Consider the following 16,677-nt stretch of genomic DNA (forward strand, 5'->3'; position numbering starts at 1 on the left):
GGCTTGGCGAACCATCCTAAACCTCACATGCGGCGCGGATCGCCGCCAGAACCCGGTCCGGCGTCGCCGGAAGCCGCGTCACCCTTGCCCCCGTCGCATGGCGGATCGCCGACAGGATCGCCGGCGCGGTCGGGATCAGCACATGCTCGCCCAGACCCTTGGCGCCGTAGGGCCCGTGCGGATCGGCGACCTCGACGATATGCGAGGTGATGGGCGGCACGTCCCCGATCGTCGGAATGAGATAATCGTGGAGGTTGTCGGTGCGCCCGGCGATGTATTCCTCCATCAGCGCAAGGCCGATGCCCTGCGCGACGCCGCCGTGGATCTGCCCCTCCACCAGCACAGGATTGATCGCCCGGCCGACATCGTGGGCCGCGTGGATATGGTCGAGCGTGACGGTCCCAAGCCCGGTATCGACCGTCAGCTCCACCATCTGCGCGGTGTAGCCATAGACCGCATAGGGCACGCCCTGCCCGTTCTCATCCAGCGGCAGCGTCGGCGGGTCGTAGGTCTCGGCCGCCTCGATCGCATAACGCCCCCCGCCGGACAGGGCCGCATGGTGGATGGTGCCGCCCGGCGCAGTGACTGTCACCGCGCCCGGTTCCACCGCGATCTGCCCGTCCGTGGCATTGGTTCTTCGCAGAAGCTCGGCGCGGAGCGCGAGCCCGGTGAGCCGGGCTGCGTTGCCCGACACAAAGGTCTGCCGCGAGGCCGAGGTCTTGCCGGCATCAGGTGTCACATCGGTGTCCGGCCCGACGATCTCCACCTGCCGAACGTCCACCCCGAGGGCTTCGGCGAAGATCTGGGCGATGACCGTATTCGCCCCCTGACCGATATCCATCGCACCCTGATGCAGCACGATCCTTCCGTCCACCGTGATCCCTGCCCGGATCGTCGACGGGTTCGGCAGCGAGGTGTTGCCACAGCCATACCAGCCGCAGGCGATGCCCACGCCCTTGCGAAGGACGCCTTTCTTCGCATTGAATTCGTTTGCCTTCTTCATGGCCCCACGCCAGGCGGTCCGCAGCGCGTCGAGGCAGGGCCTGATGCCCACCGCCCCGTCGAACACCTGTCCGGTCGTCGTCGGAACGCCGTTATCGAGCGCGTTGAGATAGCGGAACTCCAGTCGGTCCATGCCGAGCTGCCTCGCGAGATCGTCAAAGATCGATTCCTGCGCGATGGCCGCCTGCGGCACACCAAAGCCACGGAACGCTCCGGCGGGAACGCAGTTCGTGTGCACCCCCTCGGCCCGCGCGACGTAATCGGCATGGGCATAGGGACCGCCGGCATGGACCGGCACACGGTTGGCTACGGTCGGCCCCCAGGACGAATAGGCGCCGGTGTTGAACGTGCCCTCGAAGGCGAAGCCGGACAGCCTGCCATCCTTCGTCGCCCCCGCCCGGACGCGCATCAGGCCGGGATGCCGTTTTGTCGTGGACGCCATGGATTCCGACCGCGAATAGACCATTCGGACTGGCCGCTTCAGCTTCATCGCCGCCAGGGCCACGTGGGGCTGGAACGAGATGTCGAGCTTCGATCCGAACCCGCCGCCGACCGCCGTCGGAACGATGCGGATCGCCTCCACCGGAAGGCCAAGGATCTCGGCCAGCGAGTCGCGGTTCATGTTGGGCGCCTGGGTGCCGCCATAAACCTCGACCCGACCGTCCTTCCAGTCCGCGAAGCCCGCTTCCGGCTCGATATAGGCATGTTCGATGAACCGCGTCTCGAACGTGCCCTCGGCGGTGATGTCGGCCCGCGCCAGCGCGGCCTCGGCATCGCCCTTTCGGACGAAGCCGGCGCACATGACGTTCTCGGCCCGGCCCGGATGAAACTCCGTCATGGATTTGGCGGCTTTCGGCTCGCGCGCCGCGAGGATCGGCTCCCATGTCACTGGGAAAGTTTGCAAATCCAGCTTTGCGACCACCTCAGGGCACCCCACGACTGCCGCCACCGCCTCGCCCCGGAAAAGCGCCTTGCCTTCGGCATAGACCGGCTGGTCGATGAAGCCGGGGATGGTGCCGAAGAGGTTCTTCCCCGGCACATCCCGCGCGGTCAGGATCAGGTCGAGCTTCTGCTCCTTTGCGTAACCGTCGAGATCGCCGAAGGCGAAGCGGCAATGATCCTCCGGCGCCCGGATGACCTTGAGGACAAGAGCGCCCGACGGCGCGGCGTCGTCGCCGAAGACCTCGCGCCCCTCGACCTTGCGGGCGCCGTCGAGGCGGGCGATGCCGGCGCCGACGCCGCCCCCCTCCGCGACCGGCGCGGCCACGCCCCGCACCGCGTCGATGATCTTGCGGTAGCCGGTGCAGCGGCACAGAACACCGCCCAGCGCGTCCCGCACCGCGGCCTCGGACGGCGCCGGGGCCGCGCGCAGAAGGGCGACGGCGGCCACCATCATGCCCGGGGTGCAGATCCCGCATTGCGCCGCGCCGTGCGCGAGGAACGACGCGTAAAGCGTTGAAAACACAGGGTCACCGTCGCGCAATCCCGCCAACGTTTCGACCTGACGCCCCTCGACCCGTCCGGCGGCGGTGATGCAGGAACAGACCGGCTCTCCGTCGACAAGCACCGTGCAGGCGCCGCAGTCGCCGGCATCGCAGCCGACCTTCACGTCGGTGCAGCCGAACTCCGTCCGAAGCACCCGCGACAACCGGTCGACCCCCTCGCCCCGATGCGCGGCGGCCCGGCCATTCAGGGTGAATCCGATCCCGCTCATGCCGCTGCCCCGCATCGGTCAAGCATACGCCGCGCCAGCGTCGCGACCGCGTCGCGTCGATACGCGGCCGAGGCGCGCACGTCGTCGATGGGAGCGAGGCCGTCGAAATGGTCCGCGCGCACCCCGTTCCCAAGTCCCCCGGCCGGCATGCCGATCAGGTCGCGCTCCAGCGCGGGAAGTCGCGACGGCACCGGCGAACAGGCGCCGACCGCGACCCGCCCCTCCGCCACCGTCCCGGCTTCGATCCGGAGAAGGACCGCCAGGGACACAATAGAAATGACGAGATACGCACGCGCGCCCAGTTTCTCGAAACCCGCACGAACGTCGCCGTCAATCGCGGGAACAAGGACTGCCGTCACCATCTCGTCCGGTCGCAGATCGGTCTTCCGCACCCCAGTGACGAAATCCGCCAGCGCCACAACGCGCCTTCCGCCGGCCGAGGCAAGTTCCACCAACGCATCGAGCGTCAGAAGGACCGGCACCCCGTCGGCGGCAGGCGAGGCGTTGCAGATGTTGCCGGCGATCGTCCCGGTGGTCTGGATCTGCACCGAACCGACCTGCCTCCCGGCGGCCTTCAGCGCGTCGAATTGCGCCGGCAGATCGGCGCGGATCAACTCCGCCCAGGTCACCCCGGCGCCGATCCGCCAGTGCCCCTCCGCCCGCGCGATTCCCCGGAGGTCCGAAACAGCCGTCACGTCCAGAATGCGGGGTGGCGCGGGGCGGTCGCCGAGTGACGGGAAGACATCCGTCCCGCCGGCAAGCACGACCGCCGGCGCCTCGGCGAGGTAGCCGAGCGCATCGGAGAGGTTGCGGGGGCGGAACATGGTCATTCTCAGCGCAGCCCGTCCTTGCCCTCGGCCTCTGCATGGGTCAGCCCGCCGACGCGCGGCAGCGGCCGGCCGCTGTCGGTCACCGCGACCGCGACAAGGATTTCATCCGCCCGGGGCGCGTCGTTGACTGAGACCTCCATCCCGTCGAAATGCGACCGCACATAGGCCGCGTCCTTGTGGCCCAAGGGCACGTCGATGGGATGGCCCATCGGCCCCCGCTTCTTGTTGGAGGGGACGAGGGCCGCCCCCTTCTCCACCGCCGCGCGCAAAGGTTTGCCAAGACGCGGGTGCAGGATGGCGGCCGCATGTTCGAGTTCGCCGTTCTCGCCGACAAGGGCCGCCTTGCCGTAGCTCTGCGCCTCCTCCGGCCTGATGCCCAGGGCTTTGACGCAGGCCTCGCCAAGAATCTCGCCCAATTCCTCGCCCATCACCATCAACTCCTCGAGGTCCGCGACATAGCGGCCGGCAAAGGGGTTCTCGATCACTGCGAGGGCGGCGGCGCGCCGGGTAGGCGGCGAGACGACCTGCCCCATCTCGCTCCGGACTTCCTCGACCACCGTCACGATCTTGCGGATGTTCGCCTTTGTCATCGGTCCTCGCCTCCTCCCGTCTTCAATCCACCATCCTCGATCCGCATCGCCGCGGCAAAGCCCGCGCCGACGCCCCGCGCCTGCCCTTGCAGGGTAAGGAACGCCGCCCTGATCAGTCCGCGCGCGACGTAACCCTCGGCCCGGGCGACACCGGCGGCAAGGGCGGTCGCGATCTCGTCCGGCGTCAGATCCGCCACGTCGACCGTGACCGGCAGGTCGCCGAGATCGCTGTCGGGCGACAGGTCCCGCGCCGGACGCCGGGTGACGCGGGACGAGCCCGGAAGGTCCACCGCATTGGCGATAAGCGTCGCCGCGGCATCGGCCTCGGCCGCGCTTGCCGCGAGCACCGTCACCGCATCGGCGACCCCGAGCGAATGGCTGCGGCCGCGCCAGCCGCTGGTCGCGACCCCGCCGATGCCATCGCTGGCGCCGATCTCGACGATGCCTGCATAGCGGCCGAAATGGCGGTAGTCGTGAATGCCGATCCGGTAGCGCTGCGACCCGATCAGATGAAGGGCAATATCGCCACCGTTGTTGACGACGGCGCGGGACACCCCGGCCCCGGCCCGGATCGCGTCGCGCATGTGGTCCGCGACCGCCCCGGCAACCGCGGCCATCGGGGTGATGAACTGGTCAGCGAAGGGCCGGACCGCCCGCATCATGCGCCGTGCCACCGGCCCCTCGGGGTCGGGCGTTCCCGGACCAACGGGGCTGCGCAAAAGCGGCAGTTCGGCCACGAGCGCCTCCAGAAGGCCGTCGAACGCGCGGCCCGCGACAACCTCGGCCGCCGCGACCTCTTCCGGCGCGCCGCCCAGATCGAAGACCAGATCAATCGGTCCGTGGCTCAGGTGCAGCCGGCCGTCAGGATCGTGGGTCTTTCCCGGCCAGCCGCGCGACGGCCAGGCGATGACCCGCCGCAGCCCGCCCTGCCCCGTCTCGGCCGCCATCCACGCCGGTCCAGACACCGGTATCCGCCTTTCCTGCTGCCGCCGCGCCTGATCGCGACGTCACGACCCTTCTTCCGATTACGCGGCGAGTTTTGTTTGCTGTCAAACGAATTTTCCACGCGCGGGCCACCCACTACCGGGCTCGGCGCTTGTCAACGCGCGCCAAGCCGTTAGGATTTCCCCGGCAAGGGACAGGGAGGCATCGGACCCGCGTGACCAAGGACGCGCCATATCGGCTAGAGGACCAGATCGGTTTCAAGCTGCGCCTTGCCAATCAGCGGCATCTGGAGATTTTTTCGTCCCGGATGCCGGATATCACGCCACGCCAGTTCGCGGTCATGGCGAAGCTGAAAGACGAAGGCACGCTGTCGCAAAATCATCTCGGCCGGCTTGTGGCGATGGATGCGGCCACGACGAAGGGCGTGGTGGAGCGGCTGGCCCGGAAAGGTCTGATCATGACGGCGCCGTCGCCCACTGACCGGCGGCGGGTCGAAATCTCGCTGACCGACGCAGGCCGCGACTTCCTTCGCGAGGCGATTCCCCTCGCCGCCGAAATCTCGGAACGGACCGCGCGCAACCTCAACCCGCGTGAACGGGATCGGCTTCTGGCGCTGCTCGACAAGATCTAGGAGGGTGCGCGACCACGTGCCGGGCGCCCTGTGCGGGCCTCATCCGGAAACGCGAGGGGTAAGAGTGGTGCGGTTGAGAAGACTCGAACTTCCACGGGGGTTAGCCCACAGCGACCTCAACGCTGCGCGTCTACCAATTCCGCCACAACCGCACCGGGCCTGGGAACGAACGCCCCCGGGCGAGGTGGGCGTTACTTAGCCAATGGCTCCGGCGATGTGAAGGGGATTTTTCGGACCCTTGAAAATTTTCCGGGGGCGGGCATCGAACACGCAAGAAAGCGGGCGCGGAAACCCGCGCCCGCTGGATTTCCCCGCCGGTCTCAGTTGCGGAAAAGAAGGAATGGCAGCCGCGCCGCGAGCGGCAGCGCGTCAACCTGATCGGCGGTCATCGCGACCGGCGTCGGCGCCTCGGCGGGTGTCGTTGCCGCCTCGGCGGTCTTTTCCGGTGCGGCGGGCACACTGAAGCTTGGCAGCGTGGCGGGCGCCGTTTCGGGCATTGCCGCCTGATCGGCGCGGCCCGCGATCGTGTAGGCGGCCTTGCGCACAAGCTGCATCCGCTCCGGCTGGCCCGGCGCGAAGGGCACGGAACCGCTCTGGTCGGCGGCCTTCAGCGCCATGTCGTACCAGTCGAAGGCCAGATCGGCCCGCCGGGCCGCGCCGAACCCCTGGCTGAGATGGTGCCCCAGAAGTTCCCCATAGGCACCTTCTCCGAGTGCCGCGAGGATCAGGCCGGAGGCCACCGCCACATCCATGTCGTCCTGCGCATAGCCGACCGACAGGCAGATCTTCGCCGTGGCCGAAAGCTGCGCCGGCGCCATTCCGGTCGAAAGCACGAAACCGCGCACATCGCCAATCACCTTATCGGCCGATTCGAGCGAGAGCGCCGCGACCTGTGCCTGCATCGCGGGGCCGAATCCCGCGCACTGGGCGCGAATCTGCTCGGGCGTGACGCCCGGCACCCGCGCCGCCATCTCCTCGCCCTCGGCGATGGTGAAGGAGCGGACAAGGCAGAACTGCTCGCCGAGCGCGGTCATCGGATCGGTCATGGTGGCCACGGTCGTATAGCCCCCCGCCGTTGACGCCATCAGCCCGACGCGGTTGCAGTGCGAGGCGAGCGAGGCTTCCGTCGCGGCCCCTCCGAGGAAGGTCGGCAGACCGGGCGCGGCCGGCGCCGGGGCGGCGGCCTCTACCGTCGGTTCGGCGGCCGGCACCTCGGGCACCGCCGGAACGGCCACCACCTGGCCCTGCGGCGGAATGCCCATCGCTTCGTCCCGCCAGGTCACGAGAAGCCCCCGCATTCCCATCGGATTGGCCGCCGCCTGCTGCATCGTCAGGGAGCCACCCGCCACCGCGCGGTGATAGGACCCGATCAGGTGATTGCGCTCGTATTCCGTCAGTTGCCCCGTCGCCGGATAACCGAGCGTCATCTGGTATTGCGAGATCGCGTTGCGCGAATTCCGGCCAAGGACGCCGTCCGGCGTTCCGACCGGATAGCCGAAATAGTTGAGCGCGACTTGCGTTTCGCGATTGGCCTCGCGCTGCGCGGTCGTCATCCCGGAACTCGTTGACTTACGCACCACCGTGCGCTTCTTGTTGTTCTCGTTGACGATGGCGCCGCCGATGATCCCGCCGATGATCCCACCGACAATGGCATCGCCGCCGTTGGCGAAGGCCGGGCCGACCGGACCGAACGCCAGGGATGCGGCAGTCCCGGCAATCGCAATTCGTTTGAACATCATGATATCTCTCCTGCGTTCAGGACCAAATTCACCACGGGGCGGCCCCCACCGCCCCGCGACAGTCTTTTAAAAACAGGGGAAGTCTGAACCCGGCGAGCATGTCTGGCAATGCCTGATTTACCCAACGGCAGCTGAATTCGACCCGTAACCGCAACCTTCGGGAGATCAACGGCGATAGCGCGCACGGTTCATTTGCGCGACCGACGGCACCGTCAGGAAGTAGGCTTGTGTGTTGCCGGGCACGTAGGTGCGCGGCACGCTGGCGCGCGCCGACAGGTCGGCCGCCGGTGCGGCGCGGGGATGGTAGAGCGGCCGGTTCATCTGCGCCGACGTCTGCGCCGGCTCTCCTTCGGCCGCCATCAGGAGCGATGCGAGCAAAAGCCCGAGGGTCAGGGCGACGGAGGACGCCGCCACATGATATACGTTCATGTCAGCCTCCAAAATTTCTTGATTGAATGCCCCGCGCAAAGGTGGGGCCGTGTTCAGTATCAAAGTTCCTGCGAATGCGGGGAATCATGCGCCCAAAGCCCCGGATCGCACAGTCCGGAATTCCTGCCTCGGGCCATCCTCCGCCGATCGCCGTGAGAACCGCCCACGAAAGCGGGTGCTTTTCAGACCGGGGCAAGCGGATTATGTGCTGTCGCACGGACACCGCCTGAAGGAGCGACCCCGTGGTCGAATGGACGCATCTGCCCGGTCTCTCGGACTACGCCGACACGCTTGCCGCGATGGAAGCCCGGGTTGCCGACATCTCGGCGGGGCGCGCCGGCGAGGCGATCTGGCTGCTGGAACATCCGCCGCTCTACACCGCCGGCACCTCGGCCCGGGCCGAGGACCTGACCGATCCCGGCCGCTTCCCGGTCCATGTGGCCGGTCGCGGCGGGCAGTATACCTATCACGGGCCGGGCCAGCGCGTGGCCTACGTGATGCTCGACCTCAACCGGCGCGAACGCGACGTGCGCGCCTTCGTCCACCAGCTCGAAGGCTGGATCATCACGGCACTGGCCGAGTTCAACGTGACCGGCGAGATTCGCCCCGACCGGGTCGGGGTTTGGGTCACGCGGCCCGACAAGGCGCCCGGCGCCGGCGGCCGCCCGTGCGAGGACAAGATCGCCGCGATCGGGGTAAAGCTCAGGAAATGGGTGAGCTTCCACGGCATCTCGATCAATGTGGAGCCGGATCTGAGCCATTTCGACGGCATCGTGCCCTGCGGCATCCGCGATTATGGCGTGACGAGCCTCGTCGATCTCGGCTTGCCGGTGACGATGGACGACCTCGACACCGCGCTGAAGGCGACATTCGGGACGGTCTTCGCCGGGTAAGGATTCCCGCGACAACCGGATTTCAGCCAGATCAGGGCAAACACAGCCGTGCTGTCGATCGTCCTTGCCGGCAAGCCCGGCAGAAGCGAGGCGGCGGCGCAGTCGCGCCGCAAGCGCGTGATCCGTGCAGGCCCTGCGAATTGACTTATCGCAAGTCGGACATAGATCGGGCATGGTATGAGCGCGCGAACCTGCGTCTTCGCGACCAACTGAAAAAGAGGAATGCTGATGAAAACCGAACTTCTCGCCGCCGTCGCCGCCCTGTCCCTGGCCGGCCCTGCGCTTGCGTCCGGTGACGCCGCCAAGGGCGAAAGCGACTTCAAGAAGTGCAAGGCTTGCCACATGATCGTCGCCGACGACGGCACCGAGATCCAGAAGGGCGGCAAGACCGGGCCGAATCTCTATGGCGTTGTGGGCCGGGCCGCTGGCGCGACCGACTTCAAATACAGCGACGTGATGAAGGAAGCCGGAGAAAAGGGCCTCGTCTGGGATGAGGAGAACCTCGCCGAATATCTCCCCGACCCCTCGAAGTTCCTCGAGGAGTTTTCGGGAGATGCCGCCGGCAAGTCGAAAATGACCTTCAAACTGACCAAGGGCGCCGAGGACATGGCTGCCTACCTCGCCTCGGCCGGACAATAAGCACCGACACTTTCTACGGGCGCGGGGCCGAGACAATTTTTCGTGCCCGGCGCCCGCTTCTGTGATTGCCCATCCCGTTCCCGCCAATTATTACGGGGCAATAGCCTTGGCGGGGAGCTGTGCGCCCCCTGCCGCGCATAAGGAATGGGAGATCAGCATGGCCGACGCAGCCGTTCATGGCCACGGCGAACATGACCGCCCCGGGTTCTTCACCCGCTGGTTCATGTCCACCAACCACAAGGATATCGGAATCCTTTACCTCTTCACGGCCGCGGTCGTGGGTTTCATCTCTGTGGCCTTCACGGTCTACATGCGGCTGGAACTCATGGATCCGGGCGTGCAGCACATGTGCATGGAAGGGTCGCGGCTGTTCGCCTCGGACGAGCCCTGCACGCCGAACGGCCACCTCTGGAACGTGCTCGTCACCGCCCACGGCATCCTGATGATGTTCTTCGTCGTCATTCCGGCGCTCTTCGGCGGTTTCGGCAACTACTTCATGCCGCTGCATATCGGCGCGCCCGACATGGCGTTCCCGCGGATGAACAACCTCTCCTACTGGCTCTACGTCGCGGGCACCTCGCTCGCCGTGGCATCGGTTCTGGCACCGGGCGGCAACGATCAGGCCGGTTCGGGCGTGGGCTGGGTGCTTTACCCGCCGCTCTCGACGAACGAGGCCGGCTGGTCGATGGACCTCGCGATCTTCGCGGTGCACGTCTCGGGCGCATCGTCGATCCTCGGCGCGATCAACATGATCACCACCTTCCTGAACATGCGCGCTCCGGGCATGACGCTGCACAAGGTGCCGCTCTTCGCCTGGTCGATCTTCGTCACCGCCTGGCTGATCCTGCTGTCGCTGCCGGTTCTGGCCGGCGCCATCACCATGCTGCTGACCGACCGCAACTTCGGCACCACCTTCTTCCAACCTCAGGGCGGCGGTGACCCGATCCTCTACCAGCACATCCTGTGGTTCTTCGGCCACCCGGAAGTCTACATCATCATCATCCCCGGCTTCGGCATCATCTCTCACGTCATCGCGACCTTCTCCAAGAAGCCGGTCTTCGGCTACCTGCCGATGGTCTACGCGATGGTGGCGATCGGGGTGCTCGGCTTCGTCGTCTGGGCGCACCACATGTACACCGTCGGCATGTCGCTGACCCAGCAGTCCTACTTCATGCTGGCCACGATGGTGATCGCGGTGCCCACCGGCATCAAGGTCTTCAGTTGGATCGCGACGATGTGGGGCGGCTCGATCGAGTTCAAGACGCCGATGCTCTGGGCCTTCGGGTTCCTCTTCCTCTTCACCATCGGCGGCGTGACCGGGATCGTTCTTTCCCAGGCGCCGGTGGACCGCGTCTATCACGACACCTACTACGTGATCGCGCACTTCCACTACGTGATGTCGCTCGGCGCGGTCTTCGCGATCTTCGCCGGCATCTATTTCTGGATCGGCAAGATGTCGGGACGGCAGTATCCGGAATGGGCGGGCAAGCTCCACTTCTGGATGATGTTCATCGGTGCCAACCTGACGTTCTTCCCGCAGCACTTCCTCGGCCGTCAGGGCATGCCGCGCCGCTACATCGACTATCCGGAGGCCTTCGCCCACTGGAACTTCGTCTCGTCGCTGGGCGCGTACCTGTCGTTCGCCTCGTTCGTCTTCTTCATCGGCATCGTCGTCTACACGCTTCGCGCCGGCAAGCGGGTGAGCGAAGCGAACTACTGGAACCCCTACGCGGACACGCTGGAATGGACGCTGCCGTCCCCGCCGCCGGAGCACACGTTCGAGACGCTCCCCAAGCCGAGCGACTGGGATCACGGCCACGCGCACTGACATGCCCTACGAATGGGTTGTGTCCCTTGACGAGGCCCCGGAGCAATCCGGGGCCTTTTCTTCTGAAACGGTGCTCGCGGAGCTGCATCTCTGGCCGTTCAGATCGTTGCCGCGAAAGGGCTTCGTGCTCTTCATCGCCATCACCGCGACGATGCTCGGGCTGCCGCTCATGGCGATGCTCGGCACGGTGATCCTCTGGGGGATCCTGCCCTTCATCGCGATTGCCGTCGCCGGCGTCTGGTGGGCGCTGTCACACAGCTACCGTCAGGGCGAGTTGACCGAGGTGTTGACGTTCCGCCGGGACCGGATCGACCTGACGCGCCGGGCGCCGGACGGGGCGGAGCAGTCCTGGCAGGCCAATCCCTTCTGGGTCCGGGTCCATTTCTATCCGGAAGGCGGGCCGGTGCCGTCCTATCTGACGCTGAAAGGCGAGGGGCGCGAGGTCGAACTCGGGGCGTTTCTCAGCGAAGAGGAACGCAAAGCCCTCTATTCGGAGCTCCGCGAGCACCTCTCCAATCTGCGCTGAGGGTCTGTCGGGGGCGTTTAGGCGCGCCCCCTTCCCTGGAACGACGGGCACAGGCGCAGGCGCAGTTCCCTTGCTACCGCGACGGCGTGCGCCTTATCCCAGCCGGTCCTTGACCATGGGGCCCGTGGCGCCGAAATCCATCTGGCCGGTATACCTGGCCTTCAGCGCGGCCATGACCTTGCCCATGTCGCGGATCGAGCTGGCGCCGACCTCGGCGATCGCGGCATCCACGGCCGCGCCGACCTCCTCGGGCGTGAGCTGGCGCGGCAGGAAGTCCTCGATCACCTTGATCTCGGCGAGTTCCTTCTCCGCGAGTTCCAGCCGCCCGCCCTCTTCATAGGCCCGCGCGGATTCCTGACGCTGCTTGACCATGCGGCCGAGTATCGCCAGCACCTCCGCGTCGCCGACCGAGGCGTCGCCGCCCTCGCCGCGCAACGCGATATCCTTGTCCTTGATCGCGGCATTGATCAGCCGCAGGGTCGACAATCGGTCCGCGTCCCTGGACTTCATCGCATCCTTGAGGGCCGCGCCGATCCTATCGCGCATATTCATCGGGTCTCCATCCCCTGAGCTTCCGAAGCTCCCACCATATCGTTATCCGGCACCGGACACAACCAGCCATATTCTGCATAAGTTGTTGATTTCGCTACGTAAGCCAAAACATTATCCGACCCTTGACCATAGCCGCCGACACCCGTAGTTTCCGCGGGATTTGTGATCCGGGGAGTCGCGCCATGCCCACGAGCCAGAAGCCTCAGGACAAGCCCACGGCCTGCCTCGCGCTCGCCGACGGAACCGTGTTCTACGGCAAGGGTTTCGGTGCCACCGGCACAACGGTGGCCGAGCTTTGCTTCAACACCGCGATGACCGGCTATCAGGAGATCATGACCGATCCGTCCTATGCCGGGCAGGTCGTGACCTTCACCTTCCCCCATATCGGCAATACCGGTGTCAATCCCGAGGATGACGAGACCGCAGACCCGGTGGCGGCCGGGATGGTGGTCAAATGGGATCCTACGGAGCCGTCGAACTGGCGCGCGGCGGAGCCTCTGGTCGGATGGCTCGCCAAGCGCGGCCGGATCGGCATCGGCGGCCTCGACACCCGGCGCCTGACCCGCGCGATCCGCCAGCAGGGCGCCCCTCATGTCGCGCTGGCGCATGATCCCGACGGCAAGTTCGACATCGGCGCGCTCGTCGCCAAGGCGCGGGCCTGGTCGGGCCTCGTCGGCCTCGACCTCGCCAAGGAAGTGACCTGCGCGCAGAGCTACCGTTGGGACGAGACCCGCTGGTCCTGGCCCTCGGGCTACGGCAAGCGCGAAGGCGACGGGTTCCGCGTCGTGGCGCTCGATTACGGCGCCAAGCGCAACATCCTGCGTTGCCTCGCCACCGTCGGCTGCGACGTCACGGTCCTGCCCGCCACCGCGACGGCGGAAGAGGTGCTCGCGCACAATCCCGAGGGCGTATTTCTCTCGAACGGCCCCGGCGACCCGGCGGCGACGGGCGCCTATGCCGTGCCGATGATCAAGGGCGTTCTCGACCGTGATCTGCCGGTCTTCGGCATCTGCCTTGGTCACCAGATGCTGGCGCTGGCGCTCGGCGCCACGACCATCAAGATGAACCACGGCCATCACGGTGCCAACCATCCGGTGAAGGACCTCGAAACGGGCAAGGTGGAGATCACCTCGATGAACCACGGCTTCACCGTGGACAGCCAGACCCTGCCGAAGGATGTGCGCGAGACCCACATCTCGCTCTTCGACGGCTCCAACTGTGGCATCCGGCTTGAGGATCACCCGGTCTTCTCCGTCCAGTATCACCCAGAGGCAAGCCCCGGACCGCAGGACAGCTTCTACCTCTTCGAACGCTTCGCCGAGGCGATGCGAGCCCGGCGCGCCGCCTGAGGCCGCCGACCGGGTCCGATCCGAAGGAGCGCGCAAGCGCGCATACCTTCATCTCGCAGCCTTCGCTTGCGCGAAGGGCGCTCGGCCGGCCCGAAATCTCACCGTTTCGCCGCAATTGAGCGGTTTTCGTTAACCGCCCGTTAACCACGGACGGCGGAGGCTCGGCCCGATCGCTTCCGTTCGGACCGTCATGTCGCCACCATCCACCCACCTGCGCCTTGTCACGCCCGAAATCGCGCCGCCACCCTTCGTGACGGAGCGACCAGCTTTCGCGCCCCGCGCACGGCCCCGACGCGCGCGCGCGCGGCGAAAGCCGCTCGGCCAGATCCTGATCGACATGAAAGCCGTCGAACCCGGCAACATGCTCAAGGCGCTGGCCTTGCGTGACCGGCAGGACGCGCGCATCGGCGACATCCTCCTCACCCGCGGCTGGGTCAGCGAGGCCGACCTGATGGTCGCCCTGTCGATCCAATGGGGCGCGAAGGCGGTCGACCTCATCACCGAACCGCCCGACGCGCGGCTGATCGACGGCCTCGGCGCCGAGTTCTGCCTTGCCCACGGTGTCCTTCCGTGGCGCCGGATCGGCGGGGCGACCGTGTTCGCGACGGCGCGCCCGGAGGAGTTCGCGCGGATGCGCGCCGAACTGCCCGGTGATTTCGGCCCGGTTCTGATGGCGCTGGCACCCGAGCGGGACATCCATGCAGCGCTCATCGCCACGCGCCAGACCGCCCTCATCCGGCGGGCCGAAACCAGGGTCGCGGCGGCGGAAAGCTGCCGGTCGCAGGACGGCGCGCGCGCGGGCAGGATCGCCTTCGCGGTGGTGTCGCTGCTGGTGGCCGGGCTGATTTTTGCCCCGACACCGACCTTCGCGCTTCTGACGCTCTGGGCGGTGGCGACGCTTCTTGCCTTCACCGGCCTGAAATTCGCGGCCTTTCTCGCCGAAGCCACCGCCCGGCGGGAACCAAAGGCGCCGCGCCCGGCCCTGGCGCGCCTGCCCATCGTTTCGGTAATGGTCCCGCTCTTTCGCGAGAACGATATCGCCCCCCCGCTGATCCGCCGGATCGGGCGCATCGACTACCCGAAGGAACTGCTCGACGTGCTCCTGGTCGTGGAAGAGGACGATCTTCTGACCCAGGAAGCGCTGGCGAGCCGCAGCCTGCCGCGCTGGATGCGGGTGGTGATCGTGCCCTCCGGCCCGATCCGCACCAAGCCGCGCGCGCTCAACTACGCGCTCGACTTCTGCCGTGGCGCTATCGTCGGCATCTGGGACGCCGAGGACGCGCCCGATCCGGGCCAGATCCACGCCGTCGTGCGCCGCTTTCAGGACTGCGCGCCGGATGTTGCCTGCCTTCAGGGCATCCTCGACTTCTACAATGCCCGCCACAACTGGATCACCCGCTGTTTCGCGGTCGAATACGCCGCCTGGTTCCGCGCCATGCTGCCCGGCCTCGCCCGGCTCGGCTTCGTCGTGCCGCTTGGCGGCACCACGCTCTTTTTCCGCCGCAAGGTGCTTGAGGAACTCGGTGGCTGGGACGCGCACAACGTCACCGAGGATGCAGACCTCGGCGTCCGTCTGGAGCGGCACGGCTACCGGACGGAGCTGATCCCCACCGTGACCCGCGAAGAGCCGAATGCCCGGCCGGTCGCCTGGATCCGGCAGCGCTCGCGCTGGCAGAAGGGTTACGCAATGACCTGGGCCTGCCACATGCGCGATCCCGCCCGGCTGTGGCGCGATCTCGGGACGAAGCGGTTCATCGGGGTGCAGATCCTCTTTCTCGGAACCCTGTCGCAGTCGCTGCTAGCGCCGGTCCTGTGGTCTTTCTGGCTGCTTGCATTCGGACTGCCGCACCCCCTGAACGGGGTGCTGCCGCCTGCCGCCCTCGCCACGCTCGGAACGCTTTTCGTCGCGTCGGAGCTCGTCAATATCGCCGTCGGGATGTGGGCCACGCGGGGAGCCGATCACCGCTACCTGATGAAATGGGTGCCATCGCTGCACTTCTATTTCCCGCTCGCGGCGCTCTCGTCCTACAAGGCGCTTTACGAATGCCTGACGCGGCCGTTCTACTGGGACAAGACCTCGCACGGGGTGATCGCAGCGCGTTCCGGCCCGCCGGAGCTCTTGCCGGTGCTGATGCTCAGCAATCCCGTCCACGTGCCCGCCGCCGATCCGGCCCCGATCCCCCTCCATCCCGCCGCCCGTCCGGCGCGCCTGCATCTCAGCCCCCCGTCGAGCGCGGCAGCGGAGGCGCCCGAATCCCGGACCCAGCCCGGCAGGCCAGCGCTGGTCCTCGTTCCGCCCGCCGACGTGGCGGAGGTCAAACGCCAGCGGACCGCCTACATTCTCGGCTCAGCGATCGCCAGCGCCCCGCGGCGCCCCGGCATCGAGTTTCAGCCGTGTTTCGAAGGCTTTGGAGATATGTGAGCGCAAGGCTGCCTGCGCCGCCTCGCCGTCGCCCTCGGCGATCGCCCGGACGATCTCGGCATGTTCGTTGAGGGCCGCCAGCCCGCGCCCCTCGGCGGCAAGCGACGTCGTCGCTAGAAGCGCCATAGAGCGGTGGACGAGGTCGAGCTGCTGGACGAGGTAGCGGTTGTGCGAGGCAAGGTGGATCTGCTTGTGGAACCGCCGGTTCGCACGGCTGAGTTCGGACGGATCCCCCACATGCGCCCGGTCGGCCGCCACCATGTCCGAGAGCACCTTTACCTCTTCCGGCGTCGCATGCTTCGCCGCAAGCCGCGCCGCCAACCCTTCGAGTTCCGACCGCACGACGTAAAGCTCGGCCAGCTGGTTGTGGTCGAGCGAGGCGACGATCAGCGACCGTCCGTCCCGCGCCAACATCGACTGTGTCTCCAGCCGCTGCAACGCCTCGCGCACCGGGGTGCGCGACACGCCGAAACGCTCGGCCAGCTCCGCCTCGACCAGCCGGTCTCCGGGCCGGTAGATGCCGCTGTCGATGGCCTCGAGGATGAGCGTATAGGCGTCCTTCTGCATGGCCTTCCCTTCCCGTGCCGC

Annotated in this window: 15 protein-coding genes and 1 tRNA gene; 7 read left to right on the forward strand and 9 right to left on the reverse strand. The window is 67.1% G+C overall.

The genetic code is table 11. The features are described 5' to 3' along the window. Window positions 1-16: 16 nt before the first annotated feature. The 4 genes from V5734_RS14365 to V5734_RS14380 are packed head-to-tail and all read right to left on the reverse strand — an operon-like array spanning window position 17 to window position 5,101. Complete coding sequence (locus V5734_RS14365; protein WP_347310327.1) at window positions 17-2,716, reverse strand: molybdopterin-dependent oxidoreductase; 2,700 nt, start codon at window positions 2,714-2,716, stop codon at window positions 17-19. Next, a complete protein-coding gene (locus V5734_RS14370) occupies window positions 2,713-3,540 on the reverse strand; it encodes an FAD binding domain-containing protein (RefSeq protein ID WP_347310328.1) in 828 nt (275 codons plus the stop codon). Before V5734_RS14370 ends, V5734_RS14365 begins: the two co-directional genes overlap by 4 nt. Before the next feature lie 8 nt (window positions 3,541-3,548). After that, window positions 3,549-4,136, reverse strand: a complete 588-nt coding sequence (locus V5734_RS14375) for an amino acid synthesis family protein (RefSeq protein WP_347310329.1) — start codon at window positions 4,134-4,136, stop codon at window positions 3,549-3,551. Next, complete coding sequence (locus V5734_RS14380; protein WP_347310330.1) at window positions 4,133-5,101, reverse strand: UPF0280 family protein; 969 nt, start codon at window positions 5,099-5,101, stop codon at window positions 4,133-4,135. Before V5734_RS14380 ends, V5734_RS14375 begins: the two co-directional genes overlap by 4 nt. Window positions 5,102-5,295: 194 nt before the next feature. On the opposite strand from V5734_RS14380, the gene V5734_RS14385 reads away from it, so the two are divergent. Further along, a complete protein-coding gene (locus V5734_RS14385; RefSeq protein WP_347310331.1) occupies window positions 5,296-5,712 on the forward strand; it encodes a MarR family winged helix-turn-helix transcriptional regulator in 417 nt (138 codons plus the stop codon). 65 nt (window positions 5,713-5,777) lie between these two features. On the opposite strand, the gene V5734_RS14390 is transcribed toward V5734_RS14385, so the two are convergent. The 3 genes from V5734_RS14390 to V5734_RS14400 all read right to left on the reverse strand — a co-directional run bounded on the left by V5734_RS14390 (window position 5,778) and on the right by V5734_RS14400 (window position 7,880). After that, window positions 5,778-5,864: transfer RNA gene (locus V5734_RS14390), tRNA-Leu, on the reverse strand. 168 nt (window positions 5,865-6,032) lie between these two features. Further along, a complete protein-coding gene (locus V5734_RS14395) occupies window positions 6,033-7,451 on the reverse strand; it encodes a peptidoglycan-binding domain-containing protein (RefSeq protein ID WP_347310332.1) in 1,419 nt (472 codons plus the stop codon). A 165-nt stretch (window positions 7,452-7,616) separates the two neighbouring features. Further along, window positions 7,617-7,880 (reverse strand): hypothetical protein, encoded by a 264-nt coding sequence (locus V5734_RS14400; protein WP_347310333.1) that lies wholly within the window; start codon window positions 7,878-7,880, stop codon window positions 7,617-7,619. Window positions 7,881-8,179: 299 nt separating this feature from the next. Here V5734_RS14400 and lipB point away from each other — a divergent pair, with 299 nt between their 5' ends. The 4 genes from lipB (at window position 8,180) to V5734_RS14420 (ending at window position 11,766) form a co-directional block, all read left to right on the forward strand. Continuing rightward, the gene (gene lipB / locus V5734_RS14405; RefSeq protein WP_347313642.1) at window positions 8,180-8,773 is read left to right on the forward strand and encodes a lipoyl(octanoyl) transferase LipB; all 594 of its coding nucleotides are present in this window, start codon (window positions 8,180-8,182) and stop codon (window positions 8,771-8,773) included. A 228-nt stretch (window positions 8,774-9,001) separates the two neighbouring features. After that, entirely contained in the window at window positions 9,002-9,412 is a 411-nt protein-coding gene (locus V5734_RS14410; RefSeq protein WP_347310334.1) for a c-type cytochrome, read from the forward strand. A gap of 157 nt (window positions 9,413-9,569) precedes the next feature. Next, complete coding sequence (gene ctaD / locus V5734_RS14415; protein ID WP_347310335.1) at window positions 9,570-11,240, forward strand: cytochrome c oxidase subunit I; 1,671 nt, start codon at window positions 9,570-9,572, stop codon at window positions 11,238-11,240. Between the two features lies 1 nt (window position 11,241). After that, window positions 11,242-11,766: a DUF2244 domain-containing protein gene (locus V5734_RS14420; RefSeq protein ID WP_347310336.1), complete on the forward strand. Its 525-nt coding sequence runs from the start codon at window positions 11,242-11,244 to the stop codon at window positions 11,764-11,766. Window positions 11,767-11,859: 93 nt separating this feature from the next. Here the strand turns inward: V5734_RS14420 and V5734_RS14425 are convergent, their stop codons facing one another. Then, the gene (locus V5734_RS14425) at window positions 11,860-12,318 is read right to left on the reverse strand and encodes a GatB/YqeY domain-containing protein (protein WP_347310337.1); all 459 of its coding nucleotides are present in this window, start codon (window positions 12,316-12,318) and stop codon (window positions 11,860-11,862) included. 182 nt (window positions 12,319-12,500) lie between these two features. Between V5734_RS14425 and carA the strand changes: the two genes are divergently transcribed. Together carA and V5734_RS14435 are read left to right on the forward strand one after the other, a co-directional pair. Then, on the forward strand, window positions 12,501-13,667 hold the full coding sequence (gene carA, locus V5734_RS14430; protein ID WP_347310338.1) for a glutamine-hydrolyzing carbamoyl-phosphate synthase small subunit: 1,167 nt from the start codon (window positions 12,501-12,503) through the stop codon (window positions 13,665-13,667). Between the two features lie 190 nt (window positions 13,668-13,857). Beyond that, complete coding sequence (locus V5734_RS14435; protein ID WP_347310339.1) at window positions 13,858-16,089, forward strand: glycosyltransferase; 2,232 nt, start codon at window positions 13,858-13,860, stop codon at window positions 16,087-16,089. Here V5734_RS14435 and V5734_RS14440 read toward each other — a convergent pair. Next, window positions 16,015-16,656 (reverse strand): GntR family transcriptional regulator, encoded by a 642-nt coding sequence (locus V5734_RS14440; protein ID WP_347310340.1) that lies wholly within the window; start codon window positions 16,654-16,656, stop codon window positions 16,015-16,017. The genes V5734_RS14435 and V5734_RS14440 overlap by 75 nt on opposite strands. Between the last annotated feature and the right edge of the window lie 21 nt (window positions 16,657-16,677).

Origin of the sequence: Defluviimonas sp. SAOS-178_SWC, from assembly GCF_039830135.1 — a bacterium.
GTDB lineage: Bacteria > Pseudomonadota > Alphaproteobacteria > Rhodobacterales > Rhodobacteraceae > Albidovulum.

Coding starts and splice junctions, on each gene's coding strand:
- V5734_RS14365 (WP_347310327.1), bottom strand. CDS start 2,716: ATGAGCGGGATCGGATTCACCCTGAATGGCCGGGCCGCCGCGCATCGG.
- V5734_RS14370 (WP_347310328.1), bottom strand. CDS start 3,540: ATGTTCCGCCCCCGCAACCTCTCCGATGCGCTCGGCTACCTCGCCGAG.
- V5734_RS14375 (WP_347310329.1), bottom strand. CDS start 4,136: ATGACAAAGGCGAACATCCGCAAGATCGTGACGGTGGTCGAGGAAGTC.
- V5734_RS14395 (WP_347310332.1), bottom strand. CDS start 7,451: ATGATGTTCAAACGAATTGCGATTGCCGGGACTGCCGCATCCCTGGCG.
- V5734_RS14400 (WP_347310333.1), bottom strand. CDS start 7,880: ATGAACGTATATCATGTGGCGGCGTCCTCCGTCGCCCTGACCCTCGGG.
- lipB (WP_347313642.1), top strand. CDS start 8,180: ATGGAAGCCCGGGTTGCCGACATCTCGGCGGGGCGCGCCGGCGAGGCG.
- V5734_RS14410 (WP_347310334.1), top strand. CDS start 9,002: ATGAAAACCGAACTTCTCGCCGCCGTCGCCGCCCTGTCCCTGGCCGGC.
- ctaD (WP_347310335.1), top strand. CDS start 9,570: ATGGCCGACGCAGCCGTTCATGGCCACGGCGAACATGACCGCCCCGGG.
- V5734_RS14420 (WP_347310336.1), top strand. CDS start 11,242: ATGCCCTACGAATGGGTTGTGTCCCTTGACGAGGCCCCGGAGCAATCC.
- V5734_RS14425 (WP_347310337.1), bottom strand. CDS start 12,318: ATGAATATGCGCGATAGGATCGGCGCGGCCCTCAAGGATGCGATGAAG.
- carA (WP_347310338.1), top strand. CDS start 12,501: ATGCCCACGAGCCAGAAGCCTCAGGACAAGCCCACGGCCTGCCTCGCG.
- V5734_RS14435 (WP_347310339.1), top strand. CDS start 13,858: ATGTCGCCACCATCCACCCACCTGCGCCTTGTCACGCCCGAAATCGCG.
- V5734_RS14440 (WP_347310340.1), bottom strand. CDS start 16,656: ATGCAGAAGGACGCCTATACGCTCATCCTCGAGGCCATCGACAGCGGC.